The organism is Flavobacterium sp. ACN2, assembly GCF_002303885.1.
GTDB lineage: Bacteria > Bacteroidota > Bacteroidia > Flavobacteriales > Flavobacteriaceae > Flavobacterium.
The window spans coordinates 266,866-288,435 of sequence record NZ_MRCM01000001.1; the positions used below are offsets into that span (position 1 = coordinate 266,866).

Consider the following 21,570-nt stretch of genomic DNA (forward strand, 5'->3'; position numbering starts at 1 on the left):
AATGAAATCACTTTTAAAAAACGCTAGAGAACAGAAAGGTTTAAAAACTCGTGAGTTAGCTCAGCTTGCTGATATTGATCAAGCTTTGATTAGTAAATTTGAATCTGGAACTCGAAAACCAACAAAAGAGCAAGTAACCAAATTATCTCAACTTTTAGAGATTGATTATGAGACTTTAATGGTTGCTTGGCTTAAAGAGAAAATTCTTTATGAAATTGGCAATGAAGAATTTGCATTGAAAGCCTTAATTTTAGCCGAACAAGAAATTCAAAACAATAGAAAAGAAATCAACTCAGCATTACTATCTTCTATTCAAAATATCTTGGATGAAATTGAAATCTTAAAAAGTAAAATCCATTCTTTTAATCATTTTGAGTACCGTCAAATTTCAAAAACTTTAGAAATAGAATTTATTTTTAAAAGTATTCATTTAAACAAGAATCCACTAACCTTGGAAGAAACTAAACTAGTCTTAAATGAAGGATTGACCATTTCTGGAAAAAGTATGCAAAATCATCTTGAAGCCATTAATTTTCAAGAAGCAACATTTTACATTAAAGATCTAACTCAAAAGAAAACATCATTTAATGAAAAAGATTTTCTTTTGCTTCATACTTTTATTTTTAAAGGATTTGAATCTGAAAGTTCTGGAAAATATATCAATGATAAACTTATTATACGCGAAATGAATTTATTTTTTAATTGGTACGAATCGCAAAAAAACAATCTTCATACCTTAATTCTCGCATCTGAAGCTCATCTAAAAATAGCTGAAATTAAGCCTTTTGAAAATGGAAATCTTCAAATGGCAAATCTAGCATTAAACTGGATTTTAATCCAACATAATTATACATATGTCACAATTGATGAAAATCAAAAGAGTATAGATGAGTATTTTTCTGTTTTGGAGGAAAGTCAGATTCAGAATGATAAATCAATTTTTATTAATTATATAATTAGTATCGAAAAAGAAAATCTAAAAAGAGCGATACAATTAATCGAAAAATAAAAAAGCCCAGCTAAAACTGGGCTTCGTATTAATTTTTATCTTCTAATAAAGGAACAAATCTAAACTCTCCAAACTCATGTTTTTCAAATTGAGTTTCATTCTTTCTAATTAATAAAGTCATAATCTGAACATCTTCTCCTAAAGGAATAACAAGCCTTCCCCCTATTTTCAACTGAGCCATTAAAGGCTGCGGAATAAAAGGCGCACCTGCTGTAACTATAATACTATCAAACGGAGCAAAATTTGGCAATCCTTTATATCCATCTCCAAAAGAAACATGCTTTGGACGAATGTTTAATTTTGGAAATAAGTTAGAAGTTGCTTTAAACAATTCACTTTGTCTTTCAACGGTAAATACTTTAGCGCCTAACATAAATAAAACGGCAGTCTGATAACCAGAACCCGTTCCTATTTCCAAAACTTTATGATCTTTCTTAACTTCAAGCAATTGCGACTGAAAAGCCACCGTATAAGGTTGAGAAATGGTTTGCCCTGCACCAATAGGAAATGCCTTGTCTTGATAAGCGAAATCTTCAAAACTTGAATTTAAAAAAAGGTGTCTTGGGATTTTTTTAATGGCATCCAAAACCGCTCTATCAGTAATTCCTTTTTGTTCTAAGGTGGTTACTAATTGATTGCGAAGTCCTTGATGTTTGGCAGTATCTTTCAAAATGGGTAGGTTTTATTTTCGCAAAAATAAGAAACAAAACAGGATTTCAAATATTGATTTTTAAATATTAAATTAATAAAGCTAAAAGTTGAAATGTGAATTGCGAAATATAAACCGTAAAACGTAAAATGTCGACCGTTAAATACCGAAAGTCATAACTCATATTTACATTTCACATTTCACAATTCGATAAATTCATTTTCAGGTTAAACAAATAAATTATATTTTTGTTTAAAATACATTCTCATGTTAAAAGTAGGAGTTTTAGGTGCTGGTCATCTTGGTAAAATACATTTACGCTTATTACAACAATCTGACAAATACGAATTAGTTGGATTTTACGACGAAAATCAAGAAAATGCCGAAAGAATCTCTAAAGAGTTTGGCTATAAAAACTTCAGCACAATTGCAAAACTTATTCACGCTGTCGACGTGATTGACATTGTAACTCCAACACTTTCACACTATAAATGTGCAAAAGTTGCCATCAAATCAGGAAAACATATCTTTATTGAAAAACCAATCGCTAATACAGTTGAAGAAGCCGAAGAAATTATTGCTTTGGCAAAAGAGTACAATGTAAAAGGGCAAGTTGGTCACGTAGAGCGTTTTAATCCCGCTTTTATCGCTACAAAAAACATGATCGAAAACCCGATGTTTATTGAAACGCATCGTTTGGCCGAATTTAATCCGCGCGGTACAGACGTTCCTGTGGTTTTAGATTTAATGATTCATGATATTGATGCCATTTTAAGTGTAGTAAATTCAAAAGTAAAAGATATTCACGCCAGTGGAGTATCTGTAATTAGCGATACTCCAGATATTGCCAATGCCAGAATTGAATTCGAAAATGGTTGTGTAGCCAACTTAACAGCAAGCAGAATCTCATTAAAAAACATGCGTAAGTCACGTTTCTTCCAAAAAGATGCTTACATTTCTGTTGACTTCTTAGAAAAGAAATGCGAAGTAGTACGTATGAAAGATGCGCCAGAAGTTCCTGGAGATTTTGACATGATTCTTCAAAACGCTGAAGGTGTAAAAAAACAAATCTATTTCACCAATCCAGATGTGGAGCAAAACAATGCAATTCTGGACGAATTAGAATCTTTTGCAAATGCAATCAATACAGATACTACACCAGTTGTAACATTGGAGCAAGCTACAGATGCTTTGCGCGTGGCTTATCAAATTATTGATTGTTTCGATAAATAATTAAAATAATTTTAAAAATAAATTAGCCACGAAATTCGCGATCAAGTTGCGAATTCGTGGCTAAATAGTAAAATATAATATACTAAAGGTAATATGAAAACAATAGCTGTAATTGGAGCAGGAACAATGGGTAACGGAATTGCACATACTTTTGCGCAAAGCGGATTTACTGTAAAATTAATCGACGTTTCTGAAAAATCATTAGATAAAGGAATGGCAACCATTGCTGCTAACCTAGATCGTATGCTTTCTAAAGGAACAATTACTCAAGAAGATGTTGCTAAAACTATCACCAATATTATTACTTACACAGATATAAAGGACGGTGTTGTTGGTGTAGATTTAGTAGTTGAAGCAGCAACTGAAAACGTTGAATTAAAACTAAACATCTTCAAACAATTAAACGAATATTGCTCGCACAACACCATTTTAGCAACCAATACTTCTTCTATTTCAATTACACAGATTGGAGCTGTTGTAGCACATCCTGAACGTGTTATCGGAATGCACTTTATGAATCCGGTGCCGATTATGAAATTAGTCGAAATCATCCGCGGATACAATACAAGCGATGAAGTAACTAAAATCATCATGACTTTATCTGAAAAATTAGGTAAAGTTCCTGTTGAAGTAAATGATTATCCAGGTTTTGTAGCAAACAGAATCTTAATGCCAATGCTAAATGAAGCAATAGAAACGTTATACAACAAAGTCGCAGGAGTTTACGAAATTGATACCGTAATGAAATTAGGAATGGGACACCCAATGGGACCTCTTCAATTAGCTGATTTTATTGGTCTTGACGTTTGTCTAGCAATCTTAAATGTAATGTACGACGGATTCAAAAATCCAAAATATGCTCCTTGTCCATTATTAGTAAACATGGTGAGAGCTGGTAAACTTGGAGTAAAATCTGGAGAAGGTTTTTACGATTACAGCGAAAGTAAAAAAGCAGAGAAAATCTCCAAGCAATTTTTGTAAAATCTGATTTGTTCAATGAAAAAAATAATCTTTCTAGTCATTCTAATAATTTTTAGTTTAATTACTCTTTATTATTACAAACCAGTGACTATTGATTATTTATTTGGAATAACTAGAACTTTAAAGCAAGAAAATGGATATCAACTGAATATCAACAACAAAAGGTATGACAATTGTGTCTTTAAAAGTACCGAGAGTTTTGATAAAAAGCGAAAACACAATTTTGTAATTTTATATTTAAGGGATTTAAATATAAAATCAGACTTTGAAATAATCGTTGTAAATCTTGATGATAAAGTAGTAGGCTATTTTTGTGGTTCTGATAAGTGCTATGACAAAGTATTTGGCACTCTTTTTCAAAGTGATATGGGTTCTTTTTATACTCCTTTAGAGGATGATGCAAAAGGGCCTGGATTCGATACTAAATTAAAAATGGAAAATGAAAAGATCGATTTTTACATTCCATCAGAAAGAAATGAAAGCTTACACATTCAGCTTTCAAAAAAATAAATAAAATGTCAATAGCATCAAACTTACATACAATCAAAGCAACTTTACCTGAACAGGTAACTCTTGTTGCCGTTTCTAAAACAAAACCTGTTTCAGACTTAATGCAAGCGTACGAAGCAGGCCAACGCATTTTTGGAGAAAACAAAATTCAGGAAATGACCGAAAAATGGGAACAAATGCCAAAAGACATTCAATGGCATATGATTGGTCATGTTCAGTCCAATAAAGTCAAATTTATGGCTCCGTACGTGACTTTGATTCATGGTGTTGACAGTTTAAAATTATTACAGGAAATCAATAAACAAGCTTTAAAAAATAAAAGAATTATAGATTGCCTTCTTCAAATTTATATTGCAGAAGAAGAATCTAAATTTGGTTTGGATGAAAACGAATTAAATGAACTTTTAACTTCTCCAGAGTTTAAAGAGTTAAAAAATATTCGTATCTTAGGTTTAATGGGAATGGCAACTTTCACAGACAATCAAAACCAGATTAAAAAAGAATTTACCCATTTAAAATCCATTTTTGATTCTATCCAAAAACTGCAGATTGTTGATTTAAAAACAATTTCAATGGGAATGTCTGGAGATTATCAATTGGCAATAGAATGTGGAAGCACAATGGTTAGAATTGGAAGCAGCATTTTTGGAGGCAGATAATTTCAAAACCAAGACTGTAAGTGTGCAGCGATACGCCTACACAGCAAACTGAATACTAAAAACTGAACACTGATTACTGAATTTGTACGCAATACTAGACATAGAAACTACAGGAGGACAATTTAATGAAGAGGGAATTACTGAAATCGCCATCTATAAATTTGATGGGCATGAAGTAGTAGACCAATTCATCAGTCTTGTCAATCCTGAAATTCCGATTCAGCCTTTTGTGGTAAAACTGACAGGAATCAATAATGCGATGTTGCGTTCTGCTCCAAAGTTTTACGAAATCGCCAAACGCATTATCGAAATTACTTCAGACTCTGTAATTGTGGCTCACAATGCTTCTTTTGATTATAGAATCCTTAGAACAGAATTTCGCCGTTTAGGCTACGATTTCGAAGCCAGAACACTTTGTACAGTAGAATTAGCCAAAAAACTAATTCCAGAACAACCTTCATACAGTTTAGGAAAACTAGTGCGTGCACTCGGAATTCCTATGGCAGACAGGCATCGTGCAAGTGGAGATGCTATGGCAACGACAAAGCTGTTTAAAATGCTTTTGGAAAAAGACACTGAGAAAACAATTGTAAAAGATTTTATAAAACTCGAAGTCGAAAAAGGAATTTCTCCAAAACTCTTAGATATCTTAAATCAAATGCCAGCCAAAACAGGCGTTTATTATATTTATAACGAAGGGGGAACTTTGATTTATATTGGCAAAAGTCAAAATATCAAAAAAAGAGTCAATCAGCATTTTACTGGAGTTACAACCAAAAGCAAAAGAATTCAGGCTGAAGTCTTTACTATAACTTACGATGAAACTGGAAGCGAATTAATCGCCCTTTTAAAAGAAAGTCAGGAAGTAAAAATAAATCGTCCGAGATACAATCGTTCGCAAAAGAAAACTGTTTTTCCTTTCGCCTTGTATGCCGAAAAAGATGAAAACGGATACATCAATTTAAAACTTGAAAAAGCAGACGGACGTAAAAAAGAAATAACCTCTTTTGCTTCTTTGCAAGAAGGTAAAAATGCACTTTTTAGGTTTACAGCAAAATATCATTTGTGCCAAAAACTAACCGGTTTATATCAAACCAAAAAAGAGTGTTTTCAATATAAAATCAAAGAATGCGATGGAGCTTGCGTTGGCGAAGTTACACCTGAAGTTTACAATTTAAGAGTACAGCAGTTTATCTCAGAAAACAGTTTCGAAAATAAAAGCATGATCTTAATAGACAGAGGCCGAAATGTAAACGAAAGAAGTGCGATTTTAATAGAAAACGGAACCTATCAAGGTTATGCTTATTACGATTTGAATCATCAAATCACCAATATTGATATCCTCAAAAACATTCTGATTCCAATGCCGCACAATCGTGATGTGAAAAATATCATTCAGAATTACATCCGAAAAAGCAAATCATTAAAGATACTTCATTTTTAACAAAACAAAACTTTCATTATCTTTAGTGATATGAAAAATAAAAAATCACAATACGAAATCTTCAGGGAAAAAGTCAAAATTATTCTATATGGTACCAATACCATTTTAGGACGAATGTTCGATTTAGTATTGCTGGGTTTAATCCTGCTGAGTGTTCTCCTAATAATGCTTGACACCGTTGAAGGAGTCAGTTCTAAATATCATGAACAATTATTGATATGCGAATGGATAATTACAGTTTTTTTCACCATCGAATATATACTGAGAATTATTTCTATTCAAAAACCAGTTAAATACGTTTTCAGCTTTTACGGAATCATCGATTTGCTTGCCGTATTACCCATGTATTTATCGATCTTTTTTCCCGGTGCGAGTATTCTATCCATTGTAAGAGCACTCCGTTTTCTTCGATTGTTCAAGATTTTGCATATTCCGCAAATTAATCATCAATCTTTACAATTAAAAGAAGCTATAGAAGCTAGCAAAGAAAAAATTCTAGTTTTCATTTATTTTGTCTTAATCAGCACTGTTATAATCGGTACAGTCATGTATTTGGTTGAAGGCAGAGAATCAGGATTTACAAGTATCCCCATGGGAATTTATTGGACAATTGTTACTTTAACAACCGTTGGTTATGGCGACATTTCTCCTCAAACTCCATTAGGACAATTTATTGCAGCATTTGTAATGATTTTAGGTTACGGAATAATTGCTGTTCCAACAGGAATTGTTACAGCCGAATTTGCAAAAAGCAGCCTAAGAAGCAATTCAGTAAGCGGAAAAAAAACATGCCGAAAATGTCAGTCGCAAGTTCATTTTGACAATGCAAAATATTGTTACGAATGCGGAACAGAATTGCCAAATAATTAATTTAGAGAAGCTAATCCAGCTGTACATTGCAACTCCTCCTTATATTTGTAATTTTTTAAGGCATAAAAGGAGCTTCCGTTGGTCGCTCTTTTACACCAAAAAAATGCAACAAATATAAGTCCGGGGTTTCCATTTCCATCTGGGCTAAAAAATATGAAATATCTAATTACCATTGTCGGACCAACAGCTATCGGGAAAACAGCCCTGAGCATTGCTTTGGCACAGCATTTTAAATGCGAAATTGTTTCTTGCGACAGCCGTCAATTTTTTAAAGAAATGACAATTGGAACCGCTGTTCCCAGTCAGGAAGAATTAAGTGCTGCAAAACACCATTTTATTCAAAACAAATCTATTCTCGAAATTTATACCGTTGGCGATTACGAAAAAGAAGCACTTTCAAAACTAGAAGAATTATATCAAAATAATGATTTTGCAATTTTAATTGGCGGATCAGGTTTATACGTCGATGCTATATTAAAAGGTTTTGACGAATTTCCAGAAATTGCTCCAGAAATTCGTACCGAAGTAAATTCAAACTATGAAAAATTCGGAATCGAATATCTTCAAGAACAATTACAAAATTTAGATCCAGATTATTATCAAAAAATAACAATCCAAAATCCGCAGACCTTACAAAATCCGCAACGAATGATGCGTTTTGTAGAAGTTTGCATTGGATCGCAAAAACCCTATTCTTCATTTCTAAATTTGAAGAAAAACAACAGAAACTTCACTCCTATTTTAATTGGCTTAGATGCCGACAGAGAAATCATCTATAGCAGAATAAACCAACGTGTCGATATTATGATGGATATGGGATTATTGGAAGAAGCCAAATCACTTTATCCTAACAAAGAGTTAAATGCTTTACAAACGGTCGGTTATAGAGAATTATTTAGTTATTTTGACGGAGATTTCACTTTGCCATTCGCAATTGAAGAAATAAAAAAGAACACACGTCGATTTTCTAAAAGACAATTAACGTGGTTTAAACGAAATGAAAACACCAAATGGTTTGATTATTCGACTGATAGAAATGAGATTATAAATTACATAGAAAATCTTCTAAAATAGAAGTCTTTTCTCTTTCATCTTTATTCTATTTTCCACAGGAAAAATCTAAAATCAACAATCTAAAAATCTAAAATTAAAAATGCCTATATCACCAAATTTCACATCAGTTTTAAGTAAAGACTGGGAAATTAATTTTACACAATGTACGCCAAATGGCTACTTAAAATACACCGATTTATGCAATCTTTTACAGCTTACGGCTGCTGCACATTCAGAAGTTGGCGGAATCAGCTTTACAGATATGCAGGAATTTGATCAGGCTTGGGTTTTAAGCAGAATGCGTGTAGAAGTAACTGCGTTACCAAAATGGCAAGATGTTGTAACAGTAAAAACTTGGATTAATAGTCTTGAAAATTCACGTTCGGTTCGTGCACTTGAGATGTATGTAAATGGGAAAAAGATTGTTGGAAGCGAAACCTATTGGGCGGTTTTTAATACCAAAGCACGTCGTCCAGAAGCTTTAGCTTTGCCTTATGAACATTTCGAATTGTTCCCAGAAAAAAGAGCAACAACAGAAGGTTTTTCTAAAATAAATATCAACCACGAAAAAGAAGCTGTTTTCGAAAAAACAGTTTATTTATCAGATTTAGATATTGTAAACCACGTAAATAACGTAAAATACTTAGAGTGGTGTCTGGACCATGTCGATCCAAGAAGAATTATAAAACAAGAAGTAAAAAGCTTCGAAATGAATTTCATGAAAGAGCTTTCATTACAAGATAATGTGATAATTCACGAAAGCGAAGACGACGATCATACAACAGCAACATTCAGTATTACGAAAGACGATAAAACTTGTTTTGCTTTGGAGCTGCACTGGAAGTAAAAGAAGTTTATAAACAAGTTTTCTTTCCTATTTTCCCGCAATATTGTCATTTCGACGAAGGAGACCCGAGCGATAGCGAATAGGCGAAGCAAATCTCCACAAGAAGCTCTACAAAGATTGTACATTCGTTGCGGAGTTACTCGCGGAGATTTCTCCTTCGTCGAAATGACAAACTTTATCTAAATATTCTTCATAGAACACAAAAAAAAACGATGCTAAATCGCATCGTTTTTTTGTTTAAAAATTACTTTGATTTCTTTTTAGAGCCTTTCTTAGATTTATCCTCTTTCTTCTCTTTCTTCTTTTTCAACAAACCAACTTTACCTTTAATTCTTTTCTCAACTTCACTAATTCCAGAGTCATAATCATGCTGAATAGAATATAATTTTGCTTGCTTAATTTCTTTTAAAGCTTCTTTAAATTTGTGCTGTACTTCTAACAGAATTGTTTTTTTGATGTAAATTTCAGACTTGTTTATTCCTTTTACAGTTAAAGCAAAATCAATTAGCTTTTGAGCTTCTTCATAATCTTCATTCACAATCAAGGTTTGCAAATAATACGGATATACTTCAAGAGCATGAATATTAATAGATAAAGCTTGCTGAAAATAAGATTTCGCCTCTTCATAATTCATTAATTGTTCTGCCTGAATTCTTCCGTATAAACACAAAACCATTGTATTTTTTGAATCATAAGAAAAAGCATAATCCAAAGATTCTATAGTTTCTTCAAGCGAATAAGGATAATTATCCAACGCTTGAAAAAGGTATTTATCAATTGTTTTCATTTTATGTGTCTATTTATTGTTTTTTTGGTCGCTTACAATTTGCATATCACCATTCTTTTCTGCGACCAAGTTTTTAATTATGCTCATTTCGTAAATCGTTTTTTAATTTCTGACGAGTCCCTTTGTAACTTTTCTCCACTTTATTCTTTTTAAAATCACTTCCGGCAAAAACTCTCACTGGATTTCCTCGTTGTACATTGAGCTGATTTTCCCATTGTTGTCCCACATGATTTTTAAGCTGAATCAGTTTCTCGTCTTCTAGTTTTTTAAGCAACCTTTCTGTTGCCAATTTTTTGTTTTGGTGCTGCGAACGGCTGTCCATAGAAACTACTGCAATTCCGGTTGGAATATGCGTTGCTCTGATTGCCGAACTTACTTTATTTACGTGCTGACCACCCGCACCAGAACTTCTCATGGCCTGATATTGAATATCATTTTCAGAAAATAAGTTATTTTTCTGTTGTTCAATTTCAAAGATTCCAATAAACCAGTTTTTGCGTTTGTGCATTTTCCTAAACTGACTTTGTCCAATCCATTGAACTGTTCCTATCCAAGAATTCACAAACTGATCAGCGTTCTTTCCTTTTATAGCGATTGAAGCTGTTTCTACAGTTCCGTTTTCAGTTCCTGCTTCTCTTTGCAGCAAAACAGTTTCCAATTGCTGTTCTTGTGCTTCTTCAAGTACTTTTTTAAGCACTTGGGCAACTACCCAAGTGCATTCTGCAGGTCCGCGACCCGCTGTTATCTGAATTATTTTTTCCATTTCTTTAAAACTTTTAGCAGCTTTTCTCTATTTTTTGCTGCTTTTACAAATTGCGGTAAGCGAGAGACTAGGCTTGAATTGTAATTTGCTTTTGAATTGCGTTCTCTTAAATCAGCCTGAATATATCTTTCCAGATAATCAATATGATCTTGATTATAAGCCCAGAAAACATTTCCGCCAATCTCTTTTTGAAACCAAAGCGGTAAGTTATAGTGTTGTTCCATTGCTAAACCATCTTCTACTTTTGAATCCTGTAAAAACACTTTAATTTTTGGTTTCCATTCTTCGTGAAAGCTACAATGCGGACATTTTGCTCTATACTTCTCTGGTTTTTCTTTTAATGGTTGTGATTCAAATTCATATTGTTCATAACAATTGTTGCAATATGGATTTCCATAAGCTACGTATTGACAAATAGGTTTTTCAAGCTTGTAAAAGCAATTTTTACATTCAAAAACATTCGAATAATTATAACATTTACCACATTCACAATCTATTTTACTTCTCTTGACACTAGATTTAGATTCACATTTTGGACATCTTACAAAAATCTCATTTGCAAAATGTCCTAACCATTTATTTTCATCTTGAAATCTTTCCATAATCTTAATTTTTAGCGGTCCATTCTAACAATTTTAGGCGTAAATGTTCCCAAAACTTCCACTAATTCTGTTTGGTTAGCCATTACTTTTTCAATGTCTTTGTATGCCATTGGCGCTTCGTCAATATTACCGCCAATTAAGGTTACATCGTTGGCTTTCAAAACCTTTTTGATTTCACTTTGCGTAAAAGTACTTTTGCATTTGGCTCTCGAAAACAAACGTCCAGCACCATGCGAAGCAGAGTTTAAACTTTCAGCATTTCCTTTTCCTTTTACAATAAAACCTGGCGCTGTCATAGAACCTGGAATAATTCCCAATTGTCCTTCACCCGCAGGTGTAGCTCCTTTTCTATGTACAATACATTCCTGACCATTTACCATTTCTTTCCAAGCAAAATTGTGGTGATTTTCTATTGTTACCACTACTCTTTTTCCAATCGCTTTGGCAATTCTTCTATGAATATCATCATGACAAGCCTTTGCATATTCTCCAGCCAAATTCATAGCCAGCCAATATTCCTGACCATCATGTGTATTCAAGTCTAGCCAAGCTAAATGTTGTACATTTTTTGGCAACGGACATTGTTTTGTGGCCAAATAAGTGTAATGTTTCGCAATATTAGCACCCAATCCGCGGGAACCACTATGTGATAAAACAGCAAAATATTCTCCTTTTTCCAATTTCCATTCGTTTTCTGGATTATCGATTTTTGCAATTCCGAATTCTACAAAATGATTTCCTCCGCCTGAAGTCCCCAATTGTTTGTAAGCTTTTGGTAAAAGATTCTTTAACAACGGAATATCCTTGAATTCACTTTTATAAAATACTTCATGATCTACTCTTGAAGCATGCGTCTCGTACATTCCAAACTTTGTATTGTCTTTCAAAATAGCTTCTAATTGATGTTCTTTTCCTTTGAAATGAGAAGCTGGCAAATCAAAAATGGAAAGACTCATTCTGCATCCAATATCAACACCAACTCCGTACGGAATCACAGCATTGTCCGTTGCTAAAACGCCTCCAATTGGCAATCCGTAGCCTGAATGCGCATCTGGCATTAAAGCTCCAGCAACTGATACTGGGAGTTTCAGCGAATCGTACAATTGAAATTTAGCCTGTTCGTCTATTTCATTCTCACCAAAAATTTTAAAAGGCGCTCTTGTATTTTTAAGTTGATGCATTCTTACCTGAACAGGTTTGATTAAACCTTCGGCTACTTTACCCCAAGTTCCATTTCCTTCATATTTTTCAGGATTTAACAATACATCTTTTGCTTCTGTTAGAATAGATTCCTTTTTTTCTCTTTTTCTATATCTGTTTATCTGCCCTAAGGCGATATTTATTGAATTGTTTTTTGGAAAACCTAATTTAATCAGGTCTTTTCCAGATAATTTATTTCCCATGATTTTCTATCATTTCATCTGCATATTGCTGATATAAAGCATGCAGACTTTTATTTTTAATTGGGCTTATCTCTTTTGGATTCTCCTTTTCATAGTAACTCCATTTATGAGAACTGCCGTGTATTAATCTATTTATTTTATCTCTCAGATTATGATTAACAATATAATTGTCAAGAAGCTGAATTTCACTTTCCAAATCCGAATCGACCATCTTAGTATGTGTTATCATATAAGGGCTTACGCGAAGAACATATCGCCAAGGTTCGTTAAATACATAATGAATTCTGTATCGTTTAAAATTGCTGCACCAACGTTCCCTTTTATAAAAATGTGCTTTTTCTTTTTCGGTCAATTCTAATTTTGAACTTCTCCATTCCCATTCCGAAAATTCTTTTACCGTTTGGAGTTTTTCAACATACAGATGTTTTCTTTTTCTCTTTTTCTTTCGTTTAAAAGATTTTTCAGAAGAAAACTGCCATGTGTTTATTTTTTCCAATAATTCTCTGTAAAACGGAGCTTCACTAGATCTAGCAATATCATCTCTTAATTTAAAATTACGTTGCCAGCCTTTTTGATACGGAATTTCCAAAGGAACCAATGGTAAGTCTTTACGCTTTTTCCAAAGGTCGATTTCAAGTTTTCTTAACTGGATTAATTGTTTTTCAAAATCTTCTTTTACTAATCTTTTCTTTTTTCTTTTACTTTTAAAACGAGTACATAATGAATACTCGTCTACCGTATAATTTTCCATAAAAAAATTATCGTGCATTAAATTAATAGCCCCAAAAGGCCAAACTATTTATCCTGACGGATAAATTCTAAAAATCGATTTTCGGGAAAATTTTGAAGAGTCTAGAATAAAAAAAAGCCCGAAACTTATTGTCTTCGGGCTTTTTTATATATCTAAAAATATATTTCTAGGATTGAAATAAGCCACGAAGAATTGCTTCACCAAATACGTTTGGTGTAAAGCTCTGAGATGTCAATGTAAGTACAAACATTTTTTCTTCGTTTTTAAAGGGTTATTATTTTTTTCTTGTGCAAATATTCATAATACTTTTTTGATTTTCCAAATTTATTTAAAGAAAATCCTTCAAAATAAATTTCACCAATATATTTTGAGCTTTTAAAACCAACACTATTGTTTTTAGAATCAAACAATTAAAAGCAAATCTATATCACAAAAAATAAATCAAAATATTTTAATTTAATGCATAAAAAAAGCCCTGATTTCTCAGAGCTTATCTATTTTTTTTTGCTGAATGATTATTCAGAAACTTTGCTTTTTATTACCAATCTGAAACCTTCACCGTGAATGTTTAAGATTTCAACATCTTCATCTGCTTTTAGATATTTTCTCAATTTAGCGATGTAAACGTCCATACTTCTCGATGTAAAATAGTTATCATCTCTCCAGATTTTTGTTAAAGCTAATTCTCTTGGCATTAAATCATTTTCATGAAGAATAAGCATTTTTAACAATTCATTTTCTTTTGGAGACAATTTAATTGGCTCTTCATCTTGGAAAGTCAAGAATCTTAGTTTTGAATTTAGGTGGAATTTTCCAATATTAAACTCAAACTGTACTTGTTCTGCTTTTGTATCAGCTGATTTTCTCTGAATGATTGCTTTAATCTTCATCAAAAGTACTTCTGAATCAAAAGGTTTATTTAAATAGTCGTCTGCACCAGCTTTATACCCTTTTAACACATCTTCTTTCATAGATTTTGCTGTTAAAAAGATAATTGGCACTTCACTGTTCTTCTCTCTAATTTCTTTGGCCAAAGTATAACCATCTTTATAAGGCATCATTACGTCAAGAATACATAAATCGTAAACATCTTTCTTGAACTTCTCGAAACCTTCCATACCGTTTTTAGCTAAAGTAACTTCAAAGTCATTTAACATTAGATAATCTTTAAGAACCGCCCCAAAATTTAGGTCATCTTCTACTAAAAGTATTCTTTTGTTAGTATTTTCCATATTTTAATTTATTAATGGTATTTTTATTATAAAGGTGCTACCTTTTCCTTTTTCGCTTTCTACATATACTTGACCATTGTGATCCTCTACTATTCTTTTCACGTAAGCAAGTCCTAAACCGTGTCCTTTTACATTATGAAGATCTCCTGTGTGTTCTCTGTAAAATTTCTCAAACACTCGTTTTTGAGCTATCTTACTCATTCCCAACCCATGATCTCTCACTTTTATCAAAATCATATCTTTAATATTTTCAGTAAAGATTTCGATCTCTGGTGCATCTGGAGAATATTTAATGGCGTTTTCCAAAATATTAACCAGCACGTTTGTAAAGTGAACTTCGTTTATCAAACAAGTTGTTCTTGCTGCGTTATAATGCTTTACTACAGAACCGTTTCTGTCTTCTAAAATAAGATTCACATGCTCAATAGCATCGTCAATTATATCTGTAACTACAGTTGGCTCTTTCGTTATGTCAAGTTCTCTTTTTTCTAATTTTGAAATACGAAGAACATTCTCAACTTGAGCGTGCATTCTTTTGTTTTCATCTCGAATCATTTGAAGATAACGATACACTTTTTCTTTATCTTCAATAACTTTCGGACTTCTAATAGCATCTAATGCTAGATTTATAGTTGCAATTGGAGTTTTAAACTCATGCGTCATGTTATTAATAAAATCTGTCTTGATTTCAGAAATATGTTTCTGACGCAATAATTGATTTAACGCACTTGTGTATGCAACTATTATAATTAATGTAAAAACTATTGATAAAATAGTAATACTTAATAATTCAGATAATAAGAATTTCTTTTTGTGGGGAAAAGTAACTGATAACTCATATTTGCTATTCCCTTCATTATCTGTATAAATTGGAATATCGTATGTAGATTCTTTATCAAAATGAAATCCATCGGATTTAATCTTTGTTGGAACACCACTACTATATATTCCGAATTCAAATTTGGTTTTTACACCATATTCTTCAAGCTCTTTTTTTAATAATTTATAAAGCTTCTCCTTTGATATTCTTCCTTCAATTGGAGTCAAAGACGCGATATCTTTGTATTGAATCTGCTGCTGAACTTTATTTAAAATATCTAAACTTCCTGATTTTTCAATTTTAAGATCAGGAATAATACTTTGTCCTAAACCATTATTATCAATTCCGCTGTTGTTATTATAAACTTCTGTTACTCTTTTTGAACTAAAATTTTTAAAACGTTCGCTACTGAATTTTTTGTTAAAAACTGAGCCATTAATATCGTAATCTTCCGATGTCAATGTGCTTGAATAAACGATTGTTTTATTCGTTTTTGTGTTTCTTTGTACATAAAGTACTTCTAGTAAATCTTCTTTTTTTGGAATTTTACCCGTACTGTCTTTAATACGGTTGTATTTGTCGTAGAAACTGTACTCTTCTTGTTGTTCCAGCTTATCTGCAACATTTCCAATTACTTGAGTAACGTGGTATTTAAATTGCTCTTCATTATTTTTGAACGAAGAATTGAACCAAAACACTTGCACCAGAATTATCCCTATCAAGGACAAACTCATCAATAAAACAAGTATTCTAAAAAATAATTTATTCATCGAAACAAAATTAATATTTTAACAATATACTAAATAATACATTAACCAAATATTAACATTTAAGACTGTTTTTGTTTTATATTTAAAATTTTAAGAATTTTAACAACTTCTTCTTTAGCATTTTTAAGATTATTGTTATTAATCACGAAATTGCTCTTAGAAATTCGTTTTTCATCATTCCACTGCATTTTCATTCTACTTAAAACTTCTTCGCGGGTGGTTTTATCTCGTTTTATAACCCTATCAATTCTTACCTCTTCGGGTGCTGTTACGGTTATAATTACGTCACAATCTTTATATCGGCCGCTTTCAAATAAAATAGCAGCTTCATACATTACATAATCATTATTCTTGTGCTCTTTTACCCAATCATCAAAATCTAATTTTACCGCTGGATGCACAATCGCATTTAATTTTGCCAATTGTTCTTTATCATTAAAAACAATTTGAGCTAGTTTAGCACGATTTAAAATATCATTATCAAAAATATTGCCACCAAACGCAGATTTTACTTCTGCCAGAATATTTTTTGACTGCATTACTCTTTTAGCACCGTCATCGGCAATATAAACAGGAACGCCCAATTCTTGAAAATAGTTTGCAATAGTCGTTTTTCCGCTGCCAATTCCTCCTGTAAGACCAATAACTTTTGTCATTCTTATAATTTAAAAAACATACGCGGAAAAGCCTCTTGTGGTTTTTTCTTTAATAAAATTACTTTAATGTAGGATTTTAAAAATCCTGTTCCGTAACCAAAAAACTGTTTCCACACTGCAATTACAGATAGATATCCAATTTTGATACTTTTATTTTGAATACTGGCTGTAAGAAAAATTATAACGAAATATACGAAATATAATTGTAATAAAATATCGATATTGAAAATTAACAATAAAAAAGCTAATAATAATCCGAGTATAAAGAAAGTTGGAAAGAAAAAAGTTAACTTATTATGCTCTGGATACCAACTATTTAAAATCGGTCGCGCAATCCCAAATTTGTTTACTTGGATCGAGAATTTTTCCCAATCGATTCTTCTTTTATGATATACATAAGCTTCTTTAAAAAGCCTTGTCTCGAAGCCTAAATTCCACAAACGAATTGATAAATCTGGGTCTTCACCCGGATGAATGTTTCCAAATCCTTTTGATGCCTCAAAAGCTTTCTTAGAAATCCCCATATTAAAACTGCGTGGCTGAAACTTGTTTATCTTCTCCGAACCACCTCTAATTCCGCCTGTAGTCAAGAAAGAAGTCATAGCAAAATTGATGGCTTTTTGAATATCAGAAAAACTATCTAATGCTTTATCTGGCCCTCCAAAACAGTCTACATAATTTGCATCTAATTCTTTACGAACTTCAGTTAAATATTGTGATGGAATAATGCAATCTGAATCAAAAATGATAAAATAATCACCTCTAGCTCTCTGCATCCCAAAATTTCTAGAATCTCCAGGACCAGAGTTTTCTTTAAAATAGTATGATATATTTAATTTTCCTTGATAATTCATCACTACATCCCGACATGGAATAGAAGATCCATCTTCGACAAGAACAATTTCAAAAGCTTCATTATAATCAGATTTTGAGAGACTTTCCAAAAGCTCATCAACTTCATCAGGACGATTATACACGGGTATAATTAAAGAAAAAATCATAGCAGAATGTGCGTTATTAAAGGGTATATTTTTATTGTTGTAAAATTTTAACAAAGATATGGTATATTCACAAAAAAACCATCAACTTTTGGCTGATGGTTTTTCGTTTTACTAAGTAAAAATATATTATTTGATACTTTCAATCTCAACGACTTCGTTAGTGTCTGCATTGTAATCAACACCAGGAACCTCGAATCCGAATAAATTTAAGAAATCACTTCTGTAACCAGCTAAATCACCAATTTCTGGCAATGTTTCAGTTGTAGCTTCCAACCAAAGTTTAGCCACTTTTTCCTGAACATCTTCACGCATTTCCCAGTCATCAATTCTGATTCTTCCTTTTTCATCAACAGGAACTTCAGAACCATTATACAATCTGTCTTGGAATAAACGCTGGATTTGCTCAATACAACCTTCATGAATCCCTTCTTCTTTCATGATTTTATACAAAAGAGAAATATACAATGGAATTACTGGAATTGCAGAACTTGCTTGAGTAACTAAAGCTTTATTTACAGAAACATACGCTCTTCCTCCGATAGATTTTAAAGAATCTTCGATAGTAAATGCCGTAGCCTCTAAGTGATCTTTTGCACGACCGATTGTTCCTTTTCTGTAAACCGCTTCAGTTAAAGCTGGCCCGATGTAAGAATAAGCAACTGTTGTAGCTCCTTCAGCTAATAAATTTTCAGCTTTCAAGGCATCAATCCACATTGCCCAGTCTTCACCTCCCATAACAGCTACTGTATTTTCGATATCTTCCTCATTTGCAGGATTGATAGAAACATCTGAAACTTTTCCTGTGTGAAAATCAACAGTTTTGTTTGTAAAAGTTTGTCCTATTGGTTTTAAAACTGAACGATGCGTAACCCCTGTATTTGGATTTGTACGTACTGGAGACGCTAAACTATAAATTATAAGATCTACTTGTCCTAAATCTGCTTTAATCAAATCTAAAGTTTCTCTTTTGATTTCGTTTGAGAACGCATCACCATTGATACTTTTTGCATATAAACCTGCTTTATGAGCTTCTTTTTCGAATGCTGCAGAATTATACCATCCTGGAGAAGCTGTTTTTCCTTCAACTGGTGGTTTTTCAAAAAACACTCCAATTGTTGATGCACCAGAACCAAAAGCACTAGTAATTCTTGAAGCCAATCCGAAACCTGTAGAAGCACCGATTACTAAAACTTTTTTAGCACCAGCGATTTCTCCTTTAGATTTTACGTATTCGATTTGATTTTTTACATTTTGTTCAGCTCCCGTTGGGTGGGCAGTCAAACAAATAAATCCTCTCATTCTAGGTTCTATAATCATCTTGCAATTATTTTTTTTTGTATTATTTCAATTTCAGTTTTAATTTTTCAAAAATAGACATTTTATCCTTAACCCTTTTCATATTAGCCTTCATATTGTCAATAAAATTTGGGTTTAATGCATTCCTCTTTGCTTCTTTATAAAAATTAAATGCTTTAGTATATTGGCTTTCATACTCCGCCATTCTCCCTAATTCACTGTTATACGTAGAGTTATCTGCATTTTCTAAATTAGCCAATGTAAAATTAATATGCTCTTTTGCTTCTGCATATCTCCCTATATCAATGAGCAGATAGGTATAATTTAAATATGGAGCTGGATATTTAGAGTCAAACTTCATGGCCAATTTATAATGATAGATCCCTCTTTCGAAGTCACTTAATTTATTATAATAAATCCATCCCAAATGATTATGAGCTTTACCAAAATCAGGATACTGAGATAAAATTTCTTCCAGCAGCTCTTTTGCATCTGCTGAATTTCCTTCAGAAATTAAAGCGTCTGCCTTAATAAATTGATTTTCGTAAAAACTCAAACTTTCCATTCCTTATTTTAATTCAATAATTCTTTTGCGTGATTTAATGCTGAGTCAGAGATGTTTGCTCCTGATAACATTTGAGCTATTTCTATAATTCGGTCTTCTTGCGATAAAAGTTTCAATTCCGATTGTGTGTCGTCGCCAACTGTAGACTTAGAAACTTTAAAATGAGAATCTCCTTTTGCCGCAATTTGAGGTAAATGCGTAATGGCAAATATCTGCATTGTGGCACTCATTTCTTTCATGATTTCTCCCATTCTGATCGCAATTTCTCCAGAAACTCCTGTATCGATTTCATCAAAAATTAAAGTTGGAAGTTTTGAATATTTCGCTAAAATCGCTTTCACAGCCAACATAATACGAGACATCTCTCCACCTGATGCTACTTTTTTAAGCAAGCCAAAATCGGTTCCTTTATTTGCTGAGAACAAGAATTGCAATTCGTCTTTTCCGTTTTGAAAATACGTTTCAGAAGGCTGTAATTCCATATTAAAACGTGCATTAGGCATTCCTAAAGTCTCAAGAATTGAAACCAATTGCGCTGATAGTGTTGGAATTGCATCTAATCTATTTTGATGTATTTTTGATGCGTAAATATCAAGCTCTGTTGCTTTTTCCTCGATAATTTTAGTCAGTGAAGCTATTTCTTCATCCATATTATCAAGTTCAAGCAAAGAATTTCCTAAATCGGACTGAATTTGCAACAATTCGTCTACAGTATTTACCTGATGTTTTTTCTGTAAATTATAAATCGACTGCAATTTTTGGTTGATCAATTCTAATTGTGCAGGATCGTTTAATAATTTTTCTGAGCAATTTTCCAATTCTTTAGAAACATCATCAAACTCTATAGTCAAACTTGTTATTCTTTCAAACAAATTTTGGTATTCTACAGAGAAAGGAGCCACTTTTTGCAAGGCATTTTTCATTTCATTTAAACTATGAAAAACACCAAATTGCTCTTCATTGGCAATTGTCAAAGATTTATCTAGAGATTCTTTAATTATTTCGACGTTATTCAGTTTTTCGTAGTCTGCTTCTAACTCTTCCTGCTCTCCAGATTTCAATTGAGCCGCAACCAGTTCATTCAATAAAAATGTATGATATTCCTGCTCTTTCCCAGCATCACTTTGTTTTTTAAGCAAAGCATTTAACTTCGATTTATCTGACTTATAAGATTTAAGCAACTTCTGATACTCAGCAATTATGTCATTATTGTTTGCAATGGCATCAATAATTTTAAACTGAACATTTTCATCTGACAATTCTTGAGTTTGCTGCTGTGAATGAATATCAATCAAATACAAACTCAAATCTTGCAATTCTTGAAGATTTACCGGACTATCATTTATAAATGCACGAGATTTTCCAGAAGGTAAAATTTCCCTCCTAATGATCGTTTCATCTTCATAATCCAAATCATTAGCTTCAAAAAACTCCTTTAAATTATATTTTCCAATTTCAAATTGTGCCTCAATAACACATTTTTCTTCTTTATTTTTTAATGAAGTCAGATCTGCTCTTTTACCCAAAACAAGACCAATAGCCCCTAAAATAATTGACTTTCCCGCACCTGTCTCACCTGTAATTATAGAAAAACCTTTAGAAAAATCTATAGCTAGTTTTTCGATAAGAGCATAATTTTTAATTGACAGTGATGTAATCATAGGTCGAT

The 21,570-nt window shown here is 32.4% G+C and carries 22 protein-coding genes; 9 read left to right on the plus strand and 13 right to left on the minus strand.

The window, feature by feature from the left end:
• The first annotated feature begins 1 nt into the window (after position 1).
• Positions 2-1,009 carry a helix-turn-helix domain-containing protein gene (locus tag BSF41_RS01045; RefSeq protein ID WP_095927678.1) on the plus strand — a complete coding sequence of 336 codons (1,008 nt, stop codon included), beginning with the start codon at positions 2-4 and terminating at the stop codon, positions 1,007-1,009.
• Between the two features lie 28 nt (positions 1,010-1,037).
• Here BSF41_RS01045 and BSF41_RS01050 read toward each other — a convergent pair whose 3' ends face one another.
• Positions 1,038-1,679, minus strand: a complete 642-nt coding sequence (locus BSF41_RS01050) for a protein-L-isoaspartate(D-aspartate) O-methyltransferase (protein ID WP_095927679.1) — start codon at positions 1,677-1,679, stop codon at positions 1,038-1,040.
• A gap of 246 nt (positions 1,680-1,925) precedes the next feature.
• Here BSF41_RS01050 and BSF41_RS01055 point away from each other — a divergent pair, with 246 nt between their 5' ends.
• The 8 genes from BSF41_RS01055 (at position 1,926) to BSF41_RS01090 (ending at position 9,255) form a co-directional block, all read left to right on the plus strand.
• Positions 1,926-2,891, plus strand: coding sequence for a Gfo/Idh/MocA family protein (locus BSF41_RS01055; RefSeq protein WP_095927680.1), 966 nt, complete (start codon positions 1,926-1,928; stop codon positions 2,889-2,891).
• Positions 2,892-2,984: 93 nt separating this feature from the next.
• A complete protein-coding gene (locus tag BSF41_RS01060; protein WP_095927681.1) occupies positions 2,985-3,872 on the plus strand; it encodes a 3-hydroxyacyl-CoA dehydrogenase family protein in 888 nt (295 codons plus the stop codon).
• 15 nt (positions 3,873-3,887) lie between these two features.
• Positions 3,888-4,382, plus strand: a complete 495-nt coding sequence (locus BSF41_RS01065) for a hypothetical protein (protein ID WP_095927682.1) — start codon at positions 3,888-3,890, stop codon at positions 4,380-4,382.
• A gap of 5 nt (positions 4,383-4,387) precedes the next feature.
• Entirely contained in the window at positions 4,388-5,041 is a 654-nt protein-coding gene (locus tag BSF41_RS01070; protein WP_095927683.1) for a YggS family pyridoxal phosphate-dependent enzyme, read from the plus strand.
• An 82-nt stretch (positions 5,042-5,123) separates the two neighbouring features.
• Positions 5,124-6,485, plus strand: a complete 1,362-nt coding sequence (locus BSF41_RS01075; RefSeq protein WP_095927684.1) for an exonuclease domain-containing protein — start codon at positions 5,124-5,126, stop codon at positions 6,483-6,485.
• Positions 6,486-6,515: 30 nt separating this feature from the next.
• Entirely contained in the window at positions 6,516-7,355 is an 840-nt protein-coding gene (locus BSF41_RS01080) for an ion transporter (RefSeq protein ID WP_095927685.1), read from the plus strand.
• A gap of 153 nt (positions 7,356-7,508) precedes the next feature.
• Positions 7,509-8,429 (plus strand): tRNA (adenosine(37)-N6)-dimethylallyltransferase MiaA, encoded by a 921-nt coding sequence (miaA, locus tag BSF41_RS01085; protein WP_095927686.1) that lies wholly within the window; start codon positions 7,509-7,511, stop codon positions 8,427-8,429.
• Positions 8,430-8,508: 79 nt separating this feature from the next.
• Positions 8,509-9,255, plus strand: a complete 747-nt coding sequence (locus BSF41_RS01090) for an acyl-[acyl-carrier-protein] thioesterase (RefSeq protein WP_095927687.1) — start codon at positions 8,509-8,511, stop codon at positions 9,253-9,255.
• A 244-nt stretch (positions 9,256-9,499) separates the two neighbouring features.
• Here the strand turns inward: BSF41_RS01090 and BSF41_RS01095 are convergent, their stop codons facing one another.
• From BSF41_RS01095 to recN, 12 genes are all read right to left on the minus strand, one after another.
• Positions 9,500-10,042 (minus strand): hypothetical protein, encoded by a 543-nt coding sequence (locus tag BSF41_RS01095; RefSeq protein ID WP_095927688.1) that lies wholly within the window; start codon positions 10,040-10,042, stop codon positions 9,500-9,502.
• 73 nt (positions 10,043-10,115) lie between these two features.
• Positions 10,116-10,805 carry a peptide chain release factor H gene (prfH, locus tag BSF41_RS01100; RefSeq protein ID WP_095927689.1) on the minus strand — a complete coding sequence of 230 codons (690 nt, stop codon included), beginning with the start codon at positions 10,803-10,805 and terminating at the stop codon, positions 10,116-10,118.
• Positions 10,793-11,407 (minus strand): hypothetical protein, encoded by a 615-nt coding sequence (locus BSF41_RS01105; RefSeq protein WP_095927690.1) that lies wholly within the window; start codon positions 11,405-11,407, stop codon positions 10,793-10,795. The genes prfH and BSF41_RS01105 overlap by 13 nt, the downstream gene beginning before the upstream one ends.
• Before the next feature lie 11 nt (positions 11,408-11,418).
• The gene (locus BSF41_RS01110; protein WP_095927691.1) at positions 11,419-12,810 is read right to left on the minus strand and encodes an RtcB family protein; all 1,392 of its coding nucleotides are present in this window, start codon (positions 12,808-12,810) and stop codon (positions 11,419-11,421) included.
• A complete protein-coding gene (locus BSF41_RS01115; RefSeq protein ID WP_141248102.1) occupies positions 12,800-13,561 on the minus strand; it encodes a hypothetical protein in 762 nt (253 codons plus the stop codon). Before BSF41_RS01115 ends, BSF41_RS01110 begins: the two co-directional genes overlap by 11 nt.
• Before the next feature lie 515 nt (positions 13,562-14,076).
• On the minus strand, positions 14,077-14,793 hold the full coding sequence (locus BSF41_RS01120) for a response regulator transcription factor (protein ID WP_095927693.1): 717 nt from the start codon (positions 14,791-14,793) through the stop codon (positions 14,077-14,079).
• A 3-nt stretch (positions 14,794-14,796) separates the two neighbouring features.
• On the minus strand, positions 14,797-16,383 hold the full coding sequence (locus BSF41_RS01125; protein ID WP_095927694.1) for a sensor histidine kinase KdpD: 1,587 nt from the start codon (positions 16,381-16,383) through the stop codon (positions 14,797-14,799).
• A gap of 59 nt (positions 16,384-16,442) precedes the next feature.
• Positions 16,443-17,039, minus strand: a complete 597-nt coding sequence (gene coaE, locus BSF41_RS01130; RefSeq protein ID WP_095927695.1) for a dephospho-CoA kinase — start codon at positions 17,037-17,039, stop codon at positions 16,443-16,445.
• Positions 17,040-17,041: 2 nt separating this feature from the next.
• Positions 17,042-18,040 carry a glycosyltransferase family 2 protein gene (locus tag BSF41_RS01135; protein ID WP_095927696.1) on the minus strand — a complete coding sequence of 333 codons (999 nt, stop codon included), beginning with the start codon at positions 18,038-18,040 and terminating at the stop codon, positions 17,042-17,044.
• A gap of 126 nt (positions 18,041-18,166) precedes the next feature.
• Positions 18,167-19,357: an enoyl-ACP reductase FabV gene (gene fabV, locus BSF41_RS01140; protein WP_095927697.1), complete on the minus strand. Its 1,191-nt coding sequence runs from the start codon at positions 19,355-19,357 to the stop codon at positions 18,167-18,169.
• Between the two features lie 22 nt (positions 19,358-19,379).
• Complete coding sequence (locus BSF41_RS01145) at positions 19,380-19,901, minus strand: tetratricopeptide repeat protein (RefSeq protein ID WP_095927698.1); 522 nt, start codon at positions 19,899-19,901, stop codon at positions 19,380-19,382.
• Positions 19,902-19,909: 8 nt separating this feature from the next.
• A complete protein-coding gene (gene recN, locus BSF41_RS01150; RefSeq protein ID WP_095927699.1) occupies positions 19,910-21,562 on the minus strand; it encodes a DNA repair protein RecN in 1,653 nt (550 codons plus the stop codon).
• Positions 21,563-21,570 lie beyond the last annotated feature (8 nt).